Below are 16,010 nucleotides of genomic sequence, written 5' to 3'. Positions count from 1 at the left end.
GTCCACGAAGGCCCGCTCCCTCGTTCGGGGGAAGCGGGCCTTTGTGCGAGCGGTGGACGGCGTGCGTCCATAGACTCGAATGAGACCAGGGGAGGTGTCGAATGGCGGCTGTGCGGGACTCGGCGGAGCTCGACAGGATGTTCGATGATCTTGAGCATTTGAATCTGCCTGCGGACTACCGGGTGGAGATCATCGAGGGGGAGATCATCATGAATCCCCAGCGCAAGGTCCATTCGAAGATCATCCAGCTGCTGACCATGGCGTTGACGGACGCGCTCGGCCGGAAAGCGAACATCCTCTGGGACGTACGCGTCGATTTTCCCGGCTATCTCAATGGCTTCGCGCCGGATGTGGCGCTGGTGAAGGACGGCGCTGAAGAGGACGAGGCGGGTAACCACGATTACCGCGATGTCGAGTTCGTGGCCGAGGTCGTCTCCCGCGGCAGTCGGCGCGCGGACTACGAGGCCAAGCTGAACGTCTACGCCGTCGCCGGGGTGCCCACCTACCTCATCGCCGACCCGAAGTCCGGGCTTGTGCACGTCCACCACGATCCGCGTGAAGGAAAGTACACCGACGAGGTCGTCTACACCTTCGGGTCCACGTTCACCCTGCCGTACCCGGAGGTCACCATCGACACGTCCGACTGGCCCCGCGACCACCGCGCGAGCCGCACCTGACCGTGTTAGACGTGGACCCATGGAGATCCCCTCCCCCTACGGCGCGTCCGAGTCCACGGGCGACACCCACACCCTGCGCTACGAGCTGTCGATCCCCTACCCCGTCGACGAGGTGTGGGCCGCGGTGGCCACGCCCGAGGGGCTGCCGTCCTGGCTGGCCGTGGCCGAGCCGTTCGAGCAGCGCGAGGGCGGGGCCATCACGCTGCGGTGGCAGAACACCGACCCACAGGGCCACGCCACGGTGGCTCCCGGGCGGGTGACCGCCTGGGATCCGCCGCGGCTCGTGGAGTACACGGTCGACATCCACGGGCGCGTCCGCTTCGAGCTGGAGCCGGGGCCGCTGGGGGTCGGCGGGACGCTGCTGCACTTCACCAACGAGCTCGCCGGGACCGACGACGTGCGCCTGGACTGCCTGGCGGGCTGGCACCACCACTTCGAGTACCTGCTCCAGGCGCTCGGCGGGCATCCCGCGGACTGGTCGCAGTGGACGCTGGACCGCTGGCGGGAACTGCGAGGGCGCTACGAGCGCGGCGACACGTCCTGACGCCGGGCGCCCCCTAGCGGCGCGGCCGGGTGCCGGGTTCCTGCGGCGGGACGGTCTGGGCGCGGCCCGGCAGCTTGGGGGTGGGCAGGTTGGCGACCTCCCACTCCGCCTGCTCCAGCTGCCGCTCGGTGTCCACCGGCAGCCGCGGCGGCGGGCTCGGCGGCTCCCCGAAGCCGAAGGCCGAGGTGAGGTCGCCGAAGGTGCGCCGTCGCCAGGTGCTGATGTTGGGCTCCCGCACGCCCGTCCAGCGTTCCAGGAACCGCAGCGCCGACGTGTGGTCGAAGGCCTCGCCGGCCGCCCAGCCGCCCACCGTCCAGGGCGAGACGATGACGCACGGCACCCGGAAGCCCCCGCCGATGGGCAGACCCCGCACGAACTCGTCGGCCGTCCCCGCGGGCGGCACCGGCGGCGGCACGTGGTCGAAGAGGCCGTCGTTCTCGTCGTAGTTCAGGATGAAGACCGTCTTGCGCCACACCTCCGGGTTGGCGGCGATCGCCTCGATCTTCTTCGCGATGAAGTCCGCCCCCGCGGCCGGCAGGTAGTCGGGGTGCTCGCACTGCCCCGCCGTCGGCATGATCCAGGACACGGCCGGCAGCCGGTCGTTGCGGGCGTCGTCCTCGAAGGTGCCCTCCGGAAGGCGGCGCATGCCGCGTTCGTACAGCGGGCTGCCGGGCTTGGCGTCGCGGAAGGTCCGGAAGTACTCCAGCATGTTGCAGCCGTAGTTGTCGGTCTGCTGGTAGACGCGCCAGCTCACGCCCGCCGCCTGGAGCCGCTCGGCGTAGGTGGTCCAGCGGTAGGGCGCGGGCATGGTGTTGTCGATGACGGGGCCGCCCCGGCTGCCGGCGGGGTCGATGGTGCCCGTCATCCAGTAGAGACGGTTGGGCCAGGTGGGGCCGAAGACCGAGCAGAAGTAGTTGTCGCAGACGGTGAACGTCTCGGCCAGCGCGAAGTGGAACGGGATGTCCTCGCGGGTGTGGTAGCCCATCACGTACGGGCCGTTCTTGCCGTCCGCCTTGCGGTGCGCCGGCAGCCAGCGGTCCATCTTGCCGCCGTTCCACGCCTCGTGCTGCACGGCCCAGGCGTGGCTGGTGGAGGGGATGGCCTGGGCGCTGGAGCTGCGGGTGTCGAGGTGGAAGGGCAGCAGGTAGCCGGCCGGGTTCTCGGCGTCCGGCTGGTGGAAGACGGTCCGGCCGCCCGGCAGGCGCAGCGCGTCGGGGTCGGCGAAGCCGCGGACGCCCTTGAGGGTGCCGAAGTAGTGGTCGAAGGACCGGTTCTCCTGCATCAGCATGACCACGTGCTTGACGTCGCTGAGCGAACCGCGCCGGGCCGGCCCCGCCGCCACCGCCCGCTGCACGCTCGGCGGCAGCAGCGACAGGGCCGCCGCGCCGGCGGCCGCGCCCACGGCGGAGCCGAGGAGTCTGCGCCGGGTCATGTCGGGTGTGGGCATGGTTGTCCCTCCCTGGAGTCGCCTGCGGCCACAGTGTGACCGCTACGACTCTCCCGGCACGGCATCGTCGGGGACAGGGGGGAGGGAGTGAACGACCCGTCAAATGGGCGTGAAGAAACCAGAGTTGAGCAGATGATCGGCTTTTCCGAGCGGTTTACTTCACCCGTTCGATATCGGCCGTCTAGGCCGTCCGGCCGACCGCCGGCCGTATGATCGGCCCGCCGCGGGGCGGGTCAGCTCGCCGGGCCGCCGTCGCCCTTGTCGTCCGGCTTGAGCGAGCGGAGGAACTCCGGATTGTCGTCCGGCGCCACCCAGCGCCGTTCCTTGTCCGCGCCCCGGCGCCCGTACGACCGGGGGCCCGCGGCCGCGCGCGGGCGGCCCGCCATGATCCAGGCCACCGGGCCGACCAGCACCTCGCCGAAGAGCAGGATGACGAACACCCACGCCAGCTTCGGCAGGCCCCGCACCTCGTCCTCGGGAGTGTTCAGACAGTCCACGAAGGCATAGATCCACAACGCCAGGATCAGCAGAAACGGCAGATACCTGAGCATGGCGGCGGCCCCCGGAGTGCGGTGTTGCGGGCCGCGCGGCGGCCCCCGTGACGAATCCAGGGTAGTGCGTGCTCGATACTGGAACGCATGGCTTATGACGATCTTCGCTCTTTCCTCCGGGCTCTGGAGCGCGACGGCGATCTCAAGCGCATCAAGGCCGAAGTCGACCCGTACCTGGAAATCGGGGAGATCGTCGACAGGGTGAACAAGGCGGGCGGTCCCGCGCTGCTCTTCGAGAACGTCAAGGGCGCGGCCATGCCGCTCGCCATGAACGTCTTCGGCACCGACCGCCGGCTCCTCAAGGCGCTCGGGCTGGGGTCGTACGACGAGATCAGCGAGAAGATCGGCGGACTGCTCAAGCCGGAGCTGCCCCAGGGCTTCGTCGGGGTCAGGGAGGCCTTCGGCAAGCTGGGCGCGATGGCGCACGTACCGCCGAAGAAGGTGAAGTCCGGCGACGCGCCGGTCCAGGAGGTCGTCCTCACCGGGGACGACGTGGACCTGGAGCAGCTGCCGGCGCTCTTCACCTGGCCCGAGGACGGCGGCTCCTTCTTCAACCTCGGTCTCACGCACACCAAGCACCCCGAGACCGGCGTCCGCAACCTCGGCCTGTACCGCCTCCAGCGCCACGACAAGCGCACCATCGGCATGCACTGGCAGATCCACAAGGACAGCCGCAACCACTACCAGGTCGCCGCCAAGCGCGGCGAGCGGCTGCCGGTCGCCATCGCCTTCGGCTGCCCGCCGGCCGTGACGTACGCCTCCACCGCGCCGCTGCCCGGCGACATCGACGAGTACCTCTTCGCCGGCTTCATCCAGGGCAAGCGCATCGAGATGGTCGACTGCAAGACCGTCCCGCTCCAGGTCCCGGCCAACGCCGAGGTCGTCGTCGAGGGCTGGCTGGAACCCGGCGAGATGCTGCCCGAGGGGCCCTTCGGCGACCACACCGGCTTCTACACCCCGCAGGAGCCGTTCCCGGCGCTGAAGATCGACTGTGTGACGATGCGCAGGCGTCCGCTGCTCCAGTCGATCGTCGTGGGCCGGCCGCCGACGGAGGACGGTCCGCTGGGCCGCGCCACCGAGCGGTTCTTCCTGCCCCTGCTGAAGATCATCGTGCCGGACATCGTGGACTACCACCTGCCGGAGTCCGGCGGCTTCCACAACTGCGCGATCGTCTCGATCGACAAGAAGTACCCCAAGCACGCCCAGAAGGTCATGCACGCGATCTGGGGCGCGCACATGATGTCGCTGACCAAGCTGATCGTCGTCGTGGACGCCGACTGCGACGTGCACAACCTGCACGAGGTGTCCTGGAGGGCCCTCGGCAACGTCGACTACGCCCGCGACCTGACCGTCGTCGAAGGCCCGGTCGACCACCTCGACCACGCCTCGTACCAGCAGTTCTGGGGCGGCAAGGCGGGCATCGACGCCACCGCGAAGTGGCCCGAGGAGGGCTACACCCGCGACGGCGGCTGGCCGCACATGGTCGAGTCGGACCCCGAGGTCGCCGACCGGGTGACCAAGCGCTGGAAGGAGTACGGGCTGTGACCTCCGCCGCCGAGGGCGTACTGAGCCCCGGGCCCGCGCCGTCCAGCGGCAAGGTCAAGGCGTTCTTGAGGATGGTGCTCATCGAGCACTCCGTCTTCGCTCTGCCCTTCGCCTACATCGCGGCCCTGACCGCCATGTTCCAGCTGGACGGGAACATCCACTGGATCAGGCTGCTGCTCGTCACCGTCGCCATGGTCGGCCTGCGCACCTTCGCCATGGCCTGCAACCGCATCATCGACCGCGAGATCGACGCCCGCAATCCGCGCACCGCGGGCCGCGAGCTGGTCACCGGCGCGGTCTCGGTGCGGTCGGCGTGGACCGGGGCCGGGGTGGCCGTCTTCTTCTTCCTCGGTGCGGCCGCGCTGCTCAACCCGCTGTGCCTGGCGCTCGCGCCGATCGCCGTCGTCCCGATGGTGGTCTATCCGTACGGGAAGCGCTTCACCAACTTCCCGCACGCGATCCTGGGCCTGGCCCAGGCGATGGGCCCGGTGGGCGCGTGGCTCGCGGTGACGGGGGAGTGGTCGTGGGACGCGGTGATCCTCGGTCTCGCGGTCGGCGTCTGGATCGGCGGCTTCGACCTGATCTTCGCCTGCCAGGACGTGGCCGCCGACCGTGCCCACGGGGTGAAGTCGACCCCGGCGCGCTTCGGCGTTCCGGCGGCGCTGTACGGCTCGCGCGCGTGCCACGCCGTCACCACCGGTCTGCTGGTCTGGTACGCCCTGGCCGCGCATGCCGGGGTTTTCTTCTGGACGGGTCTGGTGGTGGTCGCCGGTGCGTTCCTTTACGAGCATTCGATCGTCAAGCCGCGTGATCTTTCGCGCTTGAACCGGGCGTTTTTCACCGTGAATGGTTTTATCGGAATCGCGCTTTTCGTGTGCGCGTTGCTCGACCTTCTGGTGCGCGGGCTGACGGTCTGAGGACCTGTGCGAAAGGGCGGCACCACCGAGAGGTGGTGCCGCCCTTTCCGTGCGTGAGGGTCCGTACGGACAGCGGGTCCGCCGGGCGTCAGAGGCCCGACTCGTCCTTGCCGCCGCCCATGACGAACATGGCCGCGCCCATCAGGTCCTGCGGCTTGAGCTCCTGGGCGCCGGCCGGGGCCTCGACCTTGCCCGAGCCGGACTTGAAGCCGATGCTGAGGGGGAGTTCGCCCTTGGCCTTCGTGTCGAACTGACCGATGTCGAGGGTCAGGCCGGCGAGCATGCCGTCCTTGATGGAGACGTCGAACGTGACGTTCTTGTCGTCCTTCTTGTCCAGCTTCTCGAGGTCGCGGTCCAGCTCGTCCAGCTTGCCGGCCTTGTCGCCGAGCTTCGCCTTCAGCGGCTTGAGGCCCTCGGAGATGTCCTTGGCGACCTTCTTGGCCGGGACGGTGGCCTTGACGTGGTCGATGCCGTCCTTCTTGCCCGCGTCCTTGACCTCGGCGTTGTCGGTCAGCGCACGCTGGAGGACCTCGTAGATCTGCTTCTGCGTCTTGGGGTCGGGCTTGGCGCTCTTGGTGTCGCCGCCCTTGTCCATCGACTTGGCGAACTCCTCGAAGGTCGCCGGGTCGAGGCTGATCCAGTCGCCCTTCAGGGCGCCCTTGACGGAGGCCAGGGACGAGGGGAGCTGGTCGGCGTCGTTGATCAGCTTCTGGAAGGCCTTGTCCTCGGCGTCGGCCTTCTTGCCCTTCTTCGCCTGCTGCTTCTCGACGAAGGAGGACAGGCCCTTGAAGTCGAGGCGGAGGTAGGCCTTCTCGTCGACCTGGCGCGCCTCGAACATCGGCTTGTCGCCGGTGAGGGTGAGCGCCACGCCGTACTTGAAGCTCTTGTCGTCGCTCTCGGCGTCCTTCAGGGCCTTGTCGGAACCGAAGGAGTAGGCGAGGCGCATGCCGGCGAGCATGTCCGCGTCCTCACGCGTGAAGCCCTTCTCGTCCTTCATGGCCTTGAAGATCTGGTCGGCGCTGGCGTTGAAGCCGATCTCCGTGGAGAGCGACTTCTGCTTGCCGAGCTTGTCGAAGGCCTGCTTGACCTTGGCGGCCGGGCTCAGGCTGTCGCTCGGGTCGCAGGCGGTCGTTCCGGCGGCGATGACCGCCACAACGCCGGCGGCGGCCAGTGCTTTACGCGTGGTGTTGATGATGCGCTCCCCCATTGACGGTTCTTGGCAAACGATAACTAAAGTGCAAAGCGATCGATCATGTCAAAGTTCTTTCACGACAGCTTGATGTGGATCTTGAGCGGTGAACGCCGCCTCGTAAAGCGCCCGGTGCGTCACCCGACCGAGTCGCCTGGCCCGGCCCGGGGTCATTACCTCCGGATAGGCTCGGGGGTGTGGAGCGCAACGAACACTCAACGCGACGCCGGCCCTGGGTGGTCGGGGTGTCCGGCGCGTCCGGGACGCCCTACGCGGCGGCCGTCGTGCGGGGGCTGCTCGCGGCGGGCGAGGCCGTGGACCTGGTGGTCAGCCGCGCCTCGCGGCTGACGCTGCTCGACGAGACGGGGATCGCCTTCCGGGACGCGCACTGGCGGCAGGACCTGACCGGCTGGCTCTCGATGGGGGCGGACGGCAAGCCGCACGCCTTCGACGTCGACGTGTCCGACGTGCGGTACTGGCCAGCCGGGGATCTGGCGGCCGGCCCGTCCTCGGGCTCGTACCCCGTCAAGGGGATGCTCATCGTCCCGGCGAGCACGGCGTGCGTGGCCGGGGTGGCGCTCGGACTCTCGAAGGACCTCTTGCAGCGCGTGGCGAGCGTGACGCTGAAGGAGCGGCGACCGTTGATCGTCGCGGTGCGGGAGACGCCGCTCAGCGGTCAGACGCTCAGACAGCTGGTGGCGCTCGACGAGGCGGGAGCCGTGGTGCTGCCCGCTTCGCCGGCGTTCTACGCGGGGGCGACGCACATCCAGGATCTGGTGGACTTCGTCGCCGGGCGGGTGCTGGACGCGGCAGGGGTGCCGCATCGGCTGTACCGCCGGTGGGAGGGAGAGCTCGGTGGTGCGCGTGGCTCTCGCCGTGAGGGCTAGCTCTTCTTCGCGCGCGGGGTGCGGGACTTCGCGGTGCGGCGCGGCTCGGGGGACTGGTGGGCACGCGAGCGGTTGGCCAGGTCCTGCAGCTCGCGCATACGGGCGTAGGCCATCTCGATCGAGTACACGGGGGCCTCACTCCTGAGGATCGAAGGATCGTCGCTGGTTCGACGATCTGGTGAAAGATTTGCGGGGTCTAGCGCCCCACGTGCCTTAGATTCTACACGTAAACCGGCGAGTTCGCTGATTATTGAAAGGTGCCAGGTTATGGACGCGGTGGACAGGCAGCTCATCCAGGCCCTGCGGGAGAACGGCCGGGCCTCGTACGCGGAACTGGGCAGGCTCGTCGGCCTGTCCGGGCCGAGCGTCACGGACCGGATCAACCGCCTGGAGGCGGCGGGTGTCATCACCGGCTACCGGGCGACCGTCAACTCCGCGTCCCTCGGGCTCGGCGTCACGGCGCTCATCGGCATCCAGCTCTCGGACGCCGCCGACCACGAGGACGTGGCCCGCCGGCTGCGGGACCTGGAGGAGATCGAGGACTGCTGGTTCATCGCCGGCGACGACTCGTACATGCTCAAGGTCCGCGTCGGCGACGTCGACGGCCTGGAGCGCACCATCCGCCGGCTGTCCGGCACCAAGGGCGTCAGCCGCACCCGCACCACGATCGTGCTGTCCACCAAGTGGGAGAACCGGGTGGGCGAGCTGCCCGAGGACGTGTAAAAGCGGGGGAGTACGCTCGAAGCGGTCATCCGGAGCATCAGGAGAGGCGGGCGCACCCATGGACGCTGGGCTCAAGCGCGAGCTGGAGGAGAAGGTCTTCGCCGGGGAGCGGCTCACCCGCGAGGACGGCGTCGCGCTGTACGAGTCCGACGACCTGGCCTGGCTGGGCGGGCTGGCGCACCACGTGCGGACGCGGAAGAACGGCGACGTCGTCCACTTCAACGTCAACCGTCACCTCAACATGACGAACGTGTGCACGGCGTCGTGCGCCTACTGCTCGTTCCAGCGGAAGCCGGGCGAGAAGGACGCGTACACCATGCGCATCGAGGAGGCCGTCCGCCTGGCCAAGGCCATGGAGAGCGAGAACCTCACCGAGCTGCACATCGTCAACGGCCTCCACCCGACGCTGCCCTGGCGCTACTACCCGCGCTCCCTGCGGGCGCTCAAGGAGGCGCTGCCGAACGTCTCCCTGAAGGCGTTCACCGCGACCGAGATCCAGCACTTCGAGAAGATCTCGGGAATGCCCGCCGAGGAGATCCTCGACGAGCTGATCGACGCCGGTCTGGAGTCGCTGACCGGCGGTGGCGCGGAGATCTTCGACTGGGAGGTGCGGCAGCACATCGTCGACCACGACACCCACTGGGAGGACTGGTCGCGCATCCACCGCCTCGCCCACTCCAAGGGCCTCAAGGGCCCGGCGACGATGCTCTACGGGCACATCGAGGAGCCCCGGCACCGGGTGGACCACGTGCTGCGGCTGCGTGAGCTCCAGGACGAGACCGGCGGCTTCCACGTCTTCATCCCGCTGCGCTACCAGCACGACTTCGTGGACATGAAGGACGGCAAGGTCCGCAACCGCCTCCAGGCCCGCACGACGATGGCGACGGGCACCGAGGCGCTCAAGACCTTCGCCGTCTCGCGCCTGCTGTTCGACAACGTCCCGCACGTGAAGGTGTTCTGGGTCATGCACGGCGTCCAGACGGCCCAGCTGGCGCTCCAGCACGGCGCGGACGACATGGACGGCTCGGTCGTCGAGTACAAGATCACTCACGACGCCGACAACTACGGCACGCCCAACAAGCTCACCCGCGACGACCTGCTGGACCTCATCCGCGAGGCCGGCTTCCGTCCGGTGGAGCGCAACACGCGCTACGAGATCATCCGTGAGTACCCGGGCCCGGACGCCTCGCTGCGCGAGTCGCCCCAGCCGATGCGTGTGTGACCCCCGGGTGCGGTCCGGGTTTGACCGGCCGTGTTTGACTGGAAGCGACCCTTTTGGTTGCCGCTGGAGAAGAAGGTCCGACTGTGAGTACCGCCAGTAGCCACAAGTACGCCTCGCTGCGCTACACCGCCTCGCGCATAGGCCTGCTCGTCGCGTGCTTCGCGGTGGTGTGGGTGCTGTGCTACGCCCACCTCATCCCGATCGGGGTCAACGGCTCGAACATCTTCTGGATGCTGCTGCTCGCGCTCGTCATCTCGGGGCCCCTCAGCTTCGTGCTGCTGCGCAAGCAGCGCGACGCGATGTCCGTGCAGATCTCGCACCGGGTGGACCGGGCTAAGGAGCGCTTCGCCGCCAACGCCGGCCAGGAGGACGGGGTGTAACGCCCGTATCGCCCGCAAGGCGTCGTAGAGGTGTAAGACTCCTCACACCGACTCAAAGCCCCGCCATGGAATCCCCCTTCCGTGGCGGGGCTTCGGCGTTTTTCCGAAGGCGGAACCCCAAGAATTCCTATGGGTTCCTCAAAGAACAAGTGTTAACGTGGTCGACATGAAGACAGCAGCAGCGCCCCAGCCCCCCACGAGCCCCGTGCTCGTGGCGCGCCTGCACGTCGATCTTTGCCGCCGCGTCTCCGCGGCCTGTCGCCGCCGTTGATGTGACGCTCCCGCTCTCGTGGCGTCCCGCGGCCGGAGATCCCGTACGCAACGGTTCGGACTCTCCCCGGTGCCCCGGCGCCTCTTTCTGACTTCTGCCTGTCCCCCGGAGATCCCGTTGTCCTCATCCCCCGTGCCCGCGACGTCGCGCACGTCCCGCATACCCAAGGTCCCCTTCTGGGCCCAGATCCTGCTCGGCCTGGTGCTGGGCGCCCTGCTCGGCTGGGCCGCCAAGAGCGGTGACGTCGGGTGGCTGCAGACCACCCTCGACAAGATCGGTGGCATCTTCGTCCAGCTGCTGATGGTCGTGGTCGCCCCGCTGGTCTTCTTCGCCATCCTGGTGTCGATCACCAACCTGCGGAACGTCTCCAACGCCGCCCGGCTGGCCACCCGCACCCTGCTCTGGTTCATGATCACGTCGCTGATCGCGGTGGTCATCGGCCTCGCCATCGGTCTGCTCACCGACCCGGGCGCCGGCACCGGCCTGACCGCCGCCGACGGCGCCGACCCCAAGAAGAAGGGGTCGTGGCTGGACTTCCTCACCGGAATCGTCCCGACCGACGTCATCACGCCGTTCACCGAGCTGAACGTGCTCCAGATCGTCTTCATGGCCGCCGTCGCCGGCGTCGCCGTCCTCCAGGTCGGCGAGAAGGCCCAGCCGCTGCTCTCGCTCAGCGAGTCCGTGCTGGAGCTGCTGCAGAAGGTGCTGTGGTGGGTCATCCGCCTCGCCCCGCTGGGCAGCCTCGGCCTCGTCGGCAAGGCCGTCTACAAGTACGGCTGGAACCTGATCAGCAAGTACGCGACCTTCACCGCCGACATCTACGTCGGCTGCGCCCTCGTGCTGTTCGTCGTCTACCCGCTGCTGCTGGCCACGGTCGCCAAGGTCAACCCGCTGCGGTTCTTCAAGGGCGCCTGGCCCGCCATCCAGCTGGCCTTCGTCTCCCGCTCCTCCGTCGGCACGATGCCGCTGACGCAGAAGGTCACCGAGCGCCTCGGCGTGCCCAAGGACTACGCCTCCTTCGCGGTGCCGTTCGGCTCGACGACCAAGATGGACGGCTGCGCCTCCATCTACCCGGCCATCGCCGCGATCTTCGTGGCCCAGGTCTTCGACGTGCCGCTGGAGGTCAAGGACTACGTCCTGATCGCCTTCGTCTCGGTCATCGGCTCCGCCGCCACCGCCGGCCTCACCGGCGCGACGGTCATGCTGACCCTGACCCTGTCGACGCTCGGCCTGCCGATGGCGGGCGTGGGCCTGCTGCTGGCCATCGACCCGATCGTGGACATGATGCGCACCGCGACGAACGTGGCCGGCCAGTCGGTCGTCCCGATCCTGGTCGCCTCCCGCGAGGGGATCCTCGACCGCGAGGCCTACGAGACCGCCGACGGCTCGAAGCTGGAGGCCGAGCCCCGGCCCGAGCGGCAGCCCGCGCCGGTGGCCGCGTAGCCGTACCGTCAGCGCCCCCGGTCGCCGCCCCGCGCGGCCGGGGGCGTCGGCGTGCGCGGGGCGGGCACACGCCTTGCGGACCCCCGGGGACGGCGGGCCGACGTCGTGTCGGCTTGATCCGTACCCTTGACGTCCTCCCTCCCTGTGATATTACCTGCCGGTACCGTCACGGGGGCGGAGGGATTTCTGTCGTGAATTTCGTGAATGCTGCACGGATACCGGTGGCCGCGCCGCGCAAGCGGGGCGCCGTGGCCCGCGCCGAGCCGGAGCCCAAGGCCGGCGGGCAGGGCCGCGCGGCGAAGCCCGGCGCGGCCGGCAAGCGCGGCGCCGGACCGAGGGCCGGGGGCAAGGCCAAGCGGATGCCGCGCGAGGTGCGCGAGCGTCAGATGCTCGACGCCGCCGTGGAGGTCTTCGCCCGGCGCGGCTACCGCGCCGCGTCCATGGACGAGATCGCCGAGCTGGCGGGGGCGTCGAAGCCGCTGGTCTACCTCTATCTCAACTCGAAGGAAGACCTCTTCAGCGCGTGCATCCGGCGTGAGGCGACGGCGCTGATGGAGGCCGTGCGGGCCGCGGTCGACCCGGCCGCCCCCGCCGAGAGCCGGCTGTGGAGCGGGCTGCGCGCCTTCTTCGCCCACACCGCCGAACACCCCGCCGGCTGGGCGGTGCTCAGCTGCCAGGCCCGTACGCACGGGGAGCCGTTCGCCGTGGTGGTGGCGGAGCTGCGGCAGGAGATCGTCGACCTCGTCACGCGGTTGCTGGCGGAAACGGCGGACGGCGCGGCGGCGGCGGGGGAGCGGGACGCCGGCGGCGCGGGGGCGCTTCCCGGCCACGAGGTCTCCGGCCTCGCGCACGCCCTGGTCGGGGCGGCGGAGTCGCTCGCCGGGTGGGCCAACGACCGCACCGGTGCCGTGCCCACGGCCAAGGAGACGGCGGCGACGCTGATGAACGTCGCGTGGGTGGGCCTGGAGAACCTCATGAACGGGCAGCGGTGGACGGCCTCCGCCCGCCCCTGACGCCCCTTCCGGCGCGGCCGGCGGGCCCGGCCCGGCGCCGGGCCGCGCCCGGCCGCGGGGGCCGAGGCCCTCTGGAGACGGGACTGCGCGAGGCGTACCTTTGCGGCCAGGGTCTACCGCCGAGTAAGTAGCTTGCCCGTGGGTCTCGCATGTGGGTCTGGAACAGGAGCCGCACGTGTCCGTACCGCACAGCCCCGTACCGCCGCCCGTACTCGTTCCGCCCCGCACGACGTCCCTCGGCGGCGTCGTCCGTGAGGCCGCCGTCCCCGCGCTCGCCCCTCCCGTCTACTGGGGCTCGCTCGGGGACCTGCCGTTCGACAACGCCGCCGCGGCCCCCGCCGACGTCGCCTTCAGCCGCAAGGAGCAGGACGGACTCTGGCGGGACGTCACCGCCGCCCGCTTCGCCGCCGAGGTGCTGGCCGTCGCCAAGGGACTCCTCGCCCACGGGCTGCGGCCCGGCGACCGGCTCGCGATCATGGCGCGCACGCGCTACGAGTGGACGCTGCTGGACTTCGCGGGCTGGGCCGCGGGGCTGGTCACCGTCCCCGTCTACCCCACCTCCTCCGCCGAGCAGGTCGGCTGGATCCTGCGGGACTCCGGGGCGGTGGCGTGCGTCGTCGAGACCGGCGCGCAGGCCCGGCTGGTCCGCGCCCTGCGCACGGAGCTCCCGGGCCTGGCCCACCTGTGGCGGCTGGACGCCGACGCCGTCGGCCGGCTGTGCGCCCTCGGCCGGGACGTGCCCCGCGAGGCCGTGGCCGAACGCCGGGCCACCCGCACCCCGGAGGACGTCGCCACCCTCATCTACACCTCGGGCACCACCGGCCGCCCCAAGGGCTGTGTCCTCACCCACGCCAACTTCTTCAGCGAGGTCGACAACGCGACCGAGCTGCTGCACCCCGTCTTCGCCTCCGTGAGCCGGCGGCCCGCCTCCACCCTGCTCTTCCTGCCGCTCTCGCACGTCTTCGGCAGGATGGTCGCGGTCGGTTGCGTACGGGCACGGGTGCGCCTGGGGCACGCGCCCACCACGCGCACCGACGAGCTCCGCGCGGACCTCGCGGCGTTCCGGCCGACGTTCCTGCTCGCCATCCCGTACGTCCTGGAGAAGGTCTACAACACCGGCCGGGCGACGGCCGAACGGCTCGGCCGGGCCTCCGTCTTCGACCGCGCCGCCCGCGTCGCCACGCGGTACGCGCAGGCCGAGGCCGCGCGCGCCCGCGGTGCCGGCGCCGGGCCGGGACCCCGGCTGCGGGCCGCCCGCGCCCTGTACGACCCGCTCGTCTACCGCCGTATCCGCACCGCCCTCGGCGGCCGCGTCCGGTACGTCATCAGCGGCGGCTCACCGCTGGGCGGGCGGCTTGCGGCGTTCTACACCGGCGCGGGCATCGAGGTCTTCGAGGGCTACGGGCTCACCGAGACCACGGCCGCCAGCACCCTCACCCCGCCGCTGCGGCCCCGGCCGGGCACGGTCGGCTGGCCGCTGCCGGGCACCGCGGTGCGCATCGCCGACGACGGCGAGGTGCTGCTGCGCGGTGCCCACGTCTTCGCCGGCTACTGGGACGCGGCGAAGGGCGAGGCGGTGCCGGACGCGCCGGGGGAGTGGTTCGCCACCGGTGACCTGGGGGCGCTCGACGGGGACGGCTACCTCACCATCACCGGGCGCAAGAAGGAGCTGATCGTCACCTCGGGTGGCAAGAACGTGGCCCCCGCCCCGCTGGAGGACCGGGTGCGGGCCCACCCGCTGGTCGGCGACTGCCTGGTCGTCGGCGACGACCGGCCCTATGTCGCGGCGCTGATCACCCTCGACGCGGACGGGCTCGCGCACTGGCAGCGGATGCACGACATGGAGGACGTGCCGGTGGAGGAGCTGGTCCGCGACGGCGGGCTGCTCGCGGACGTCCAGACGGCGGTCGACGAGGCCAACGCGGCGGTGTCGCGGGCGGAGTCGATCCGGCGGTTCGCGGTGCTGCCCGTGGAGTTCACGGAGGAGTCCGGGCACCTGACGCCGTCGCTGAAGCTGCGGCGGGCGGCGATCGCGCGGGACTTCGCCGAGGAGATAGCGGGGCTGTACGACGGGGTCGGGCGCGCGCTGCCCTGACCCCGGCGGCGCCCCGCGGTCACACCCGCACCACGATCTTGCCCAGGTGGGAGTTGGACTCCATCAGGCGGTGGGCGTCGGTGATCCGCTCCAGGCCGTCGAAGGTCTCGGCGATCACGGGCTTGAGGGCGCCGCTCGCGAGGCCCGAGCCGATGAAGGCGCCGGCCCGCCGGCGGAAGCCCTCCTGGCGGCTGAGGGCGCCGTTGGAGTACGCGTGGACGGTGAGCGGCCAGTTCAGCGACAGCTGCGCGGGTCGCCGGTCCAGCGTTCCGTAAATGACCGTCGTGCCGCCGGGCGTGAGCGCGTCCCCGAGGGCCGCGAAGCGGGGGCCGCCGACCGCGTCGAAGGCGAGCCGGGCACCCTGGCCGCCCGTGATCCGCTTGACCTCCTTCACCAGGTCCTGGGAGTCGGTGGTGATCACGTGCTCGGCGCCGAGGTCCAGCAGGCCGGCCCGCTTGGCCTCGCCGCGCGTGACGGCGATCGGGACCGCCCCGACCCGCAGGGCCGTCTGGATCGCGGCCGTACCGACGCCGCTGGACGCGCTCGTGATCACCACGTGGTCGCCGGGGGCCAGCCCGCCCGTCTCCACCATGCCGCCGTAGGCCGTGGAGTACGTCAGCCACATCGCCGCGGCGGTCACCGCGTCCGCGCCGTCGGGCCCGCGCACCACCGACTCCTGCGGCAGCACGACCCGTTCGCCGTACACCCCGTGGACGCCGAAGTCGAAGTTGGCCGCGGCCATCACCGCGTCGCCGGGGGCGAAGGCGCTCACGCCCTCCCCGACCGCCTCCACCACCCCGGCCGCCTCGTAGCCGAGCCGGGACCCCGGCAGCGTCGGCTGGTAGTAGTACGTGCCCGAGCGGAAGAGGGCCTCGGCCCGGTTGAGGCCGACGGCCTCGACGCGCACGGCGACCTCGCCGGGCCCGGGCCCGACCAGCGGCACGTCCTCGACCCTCAGGACCTCGGGGCCGCCGAGCTCGTGGAAGAGGACCGCCTTGGTGGTGGTGCCGCCGCTGATCGCCCTGGTTGCGGAAGGAGTTGTCATGAGGACGACCGTACGCAGCGCGTACGAGACGATCCATATCTCAGGCACTCTCTTTCATGTC

16 protein-coding genes are annotated in these 16,010 nt (G+C 70.4%); 11 read left to right on the top strand and 5 right to left on the bottom strand.

All coding sequences use genetic code 11. From position 1 onward, the window contains the following. Nucleotides 1–101: 101 nt before the first annotated feature. Together CYQ11_RS13995 and CYQ11_RS13990 are read left to right on the top strand one after the other, a co-directional pair. Complete coding sequence (locus tag CYQ11_RS13995) at nucleotides 102–677, top strand: Uma2 family endonuclease (RefSeq protein WP_099199325.1); 576 nt, start codon at nucleotides 102–104, stop codon at nucleotides 675–677. Nucleotides 678–696: 19 nt separating this feature from the next. After that, the gene (locus tag CYQ11_RS13990) at nucleotides 697–1,221 is read left to right on the top strand and encodes an SRPBCC domain-containing protein (protein WP_099199326.1); all 525 of its coding nucleotides are present in this window, start codon (nucleotides 697–699) and stop codon (nucleotides 1,219–1,221) included. A 13-nt stretch (nucleotides 1,222–1,234) separates the two neighbouring features. Here CYQ11_RS13990 and CYQ11_RS13985 read toward each other — a convergent pair whose 3' ends face one another. Together CYQ11_RS13985 and CYQ11_RS13980 are read right to left on the bottom strand one after the other, a co-directional pair. Beyond that, nucleotides 1,235–2,653: an alkaline phosphatase family protein gene (locus tag CYQ11_RS13985; protein ID WP_099199695.1), complete on the bottom strand. Its 1,419-nt coding sequence runs from the start codon at nucleotides 2,651–2,653 to the stop codon at nucleotides 1,235–1,237. A 248-nt stretch (nucleotides 2,654–2,901) separates the two neighbouring features. Then, nucleotides 2,902–3,219 (bottom strand): PLDc N-terminal domain-containing protein, encoded by a 318-nt coding sequence (locus CYQ11_RS13980; protein WP_099199327.1) that lies wholly within the window; start codon nucleotides 3,217–3,219, stop codon nucleotides 2,902–2,904. Between the two features lie 87 nt (nucleotides 3,220–3,306). On the opposite strand from CYQ11_RS13980, the gene CYQ11_RS13975 reads away from it, so the two are divergent. Together CYQ11_RS13975 and mqnP are read left to right on the top strand one after the other, a co-directional pair. Next, nucleotides 3,307–4,764: a menaquinone biosynthesis decarboxylase gene (locus tag CYQ11_RS13975; RefSeq protein ID WP_099199328.1), complete on the top strand. Its 1,458-nt coding sequence runs from the start codon at nucleotides 3,307–3,309 to the stop codon at nucleotides 4,762–4,764. Further along, a complete protein-coding gene (gene mqnP / locus CYQ11_RS13970) occupies nucleotides 4,761–5,681 on the top strand; it encodes a menaquinone biosynthesis prenyltransferase MqnP (RefSeq protein ID WP_099199329.1) in 921 nt (306 codons plus the stop codon). Before CYQ11_RS13975 ends, mqnP begins: the two co-directional genes overlap by 4 nt. Nucleotides 5,682–5,769: 88 nt before the next feature. Here mqnP and CYQ11_RS13965 read toward each other — a convergent pair whose 3' ends face one another. Then, nucleotides 5,770–6,888 carry a hypothetical protein gene (locus tag CYQ11_RS13965; RefSeq protein ID WP_099199330.1) on the bottom strand — a complete coding sequence of 373 codons (1,119 nt, stop codon included), beginning with the start codon at nucleotides 6,886–6,888 and terminating at the stop codon, nucleotides 5,770–5,772. Nucleotides 6,889–7,067: 179 nt separating this feature from the next. Here CYQ11_RS13965 and CYQ11_RS13960 point away from each other — a divergent pair, with 179 nt between their 5' ends. Beyond that, on the top strand, nucleotides 7,068–7,757 hold the full coding sequence (locus CYQ11_RS13960; RefSeq protein ID WP_099199331.1) for a UbiX family flavin prenyltransferase: 690 nt from the start codon (nucleotides 7,068–7,070) through the stop codon (nucleotides 7,755–7,757). Here the strand turns inward: CYQ11_RS13960 and CYQ11_RS30650 are convergent. Next, on the bottom strand, nucleotides 7,754–7,885 hold the full coding sequence (locus tag CYQ11_RS30650; RefSeq protein ID WP_275666402.1) for a hypothetical protein: 132 nt from the start codon (nucleotides 7,883–7,885) through the stop codon (nucleotides 7,754–7,756). The genes CYQ11_RS13960 and CYQ11_RS30650 overlap by 4 nt on opposite strands. A gap of 139 nt (nucleotides 7,886–8,024) precedes the next feature. Between CYQ11_RS30650 and CYQ11_RS13955 the strand changes: the two genes are divergently transcribed. The 6 genes from CYQ11_RS13955 to CYQ11_RS13930 all read left to right on the top strand — a co-directional run bounded on the left by CYQ11_RS13955 (nucleotide 8,025) and on the right by CYQ11_RS13930 (nucleotide 14,904). Next, on the top strand, nucleotides 8,025–8,480 hold the full coding sequence (locus CYQ11_RS13955) for an Lrp/AsnC family transcriptional regulator (protein WP_099199332.1): 456 nt from the start codon (nucleotides 8,025–8,027) through the stop codon (nucleotides 8,478–8,480). A gap of 58 nt (nucleotides 8,481–8,538) precedes the next feature. Then, nucleotides 8,539–9,702: an aminofutalosine synthase MqnE gene (gene mqnE / locus CYQ11_RS13950; RefSeq protein ID WP_099199333.1), complete on the top strand. Its 1,164-nt coding sequence runs from the start codon at nucleotides 8,539–8,541 to the stop codon at nucleotides 9,700–9,702. An 83-nt stretch (nucleotides 9,703–9,785) separates the two neighbouring features. Continuing rightward, entirely contained in the window at nucleotides 9,786–10,082 is a 297-nt protein-coding gene (locus CYQ11_RS13945) for a DUF4229 domain-containing protein (RefSeq protein ID WP_099199334.1), read from the top strand. Nucleotides 10,083–10,485: 403 nt separating this feature from the next. Then, complete coding sequence (locus tag CYQ11_RS13940) at nucleotides 10,486–11,796, top strand: dicarboxylate/amino acid:cation symporter (protein WP_099199335.1); 1,311 nt, start codon at nucleotides 10,486–10,488, stop codon at nucleotides 11,794–11,796. Between the two features lie 359 nt (nucleotides 11,797–12,155). Next, nucleotides 12,156–12,809, top strand: coding sequence for a TetR/AcrR family transcriptional regulator (locus CYQ11_RS13935; RefSeq protein WP_099199696.1), 654 nt, complete (start codon nucleotides 12,156–12,158; stop codon nucleotides 12,807–12,809). Between the two features lie 175 nt (nucleotides 12,810–12,984). Beyond that, nucleotides 12,985–14,904, top strand: a complete 1,920-nt coding sequence (locus tag CYQ11_RS13930; RefSeq protein WP_099199336.1) for an AMP-dependent synthetase/ligase — start codon at nucleotides 12,985–12,987, stop codon at nucleotides 14,902–14,904. 19 nt (nucleotides 14,905–14,923) lie between these two features. Here the strand turns inward: CYQ11_RS13930 and CYQ11_RS13925 are convergent, their stop codons facing one another. Beyond that, on the bottom strand, nucleotides 14,924–15,949 hold the full coding sequence (locus CYQ11_RS13925; protein ID WP_099199697.1) for a zinc-dependent alcohol dehydrogenase family protein: 1,026 nt from the start codon (nucleotides 15,947–15,949) through the stop codon (nucleotides 14,924–14,926). Nucleotides 15,950–16,010: the final 61 nt, after the last annotated feature.

Source organism: Streptomyces cinnamoneus, assembly GCF_002939475.1.
Lineage (GTDB): Bacteria > Actinomycetota > Actinomycetes > Streptomycetales > Streptomycetaceae > Streptomyces > Streptomyces cinnamoneus_A.
The sequence above is the reverse complement of the archived record's forward strand: the minus strand, read 5'-3'. Positions and strand labels throughout refer to the sequence as shown.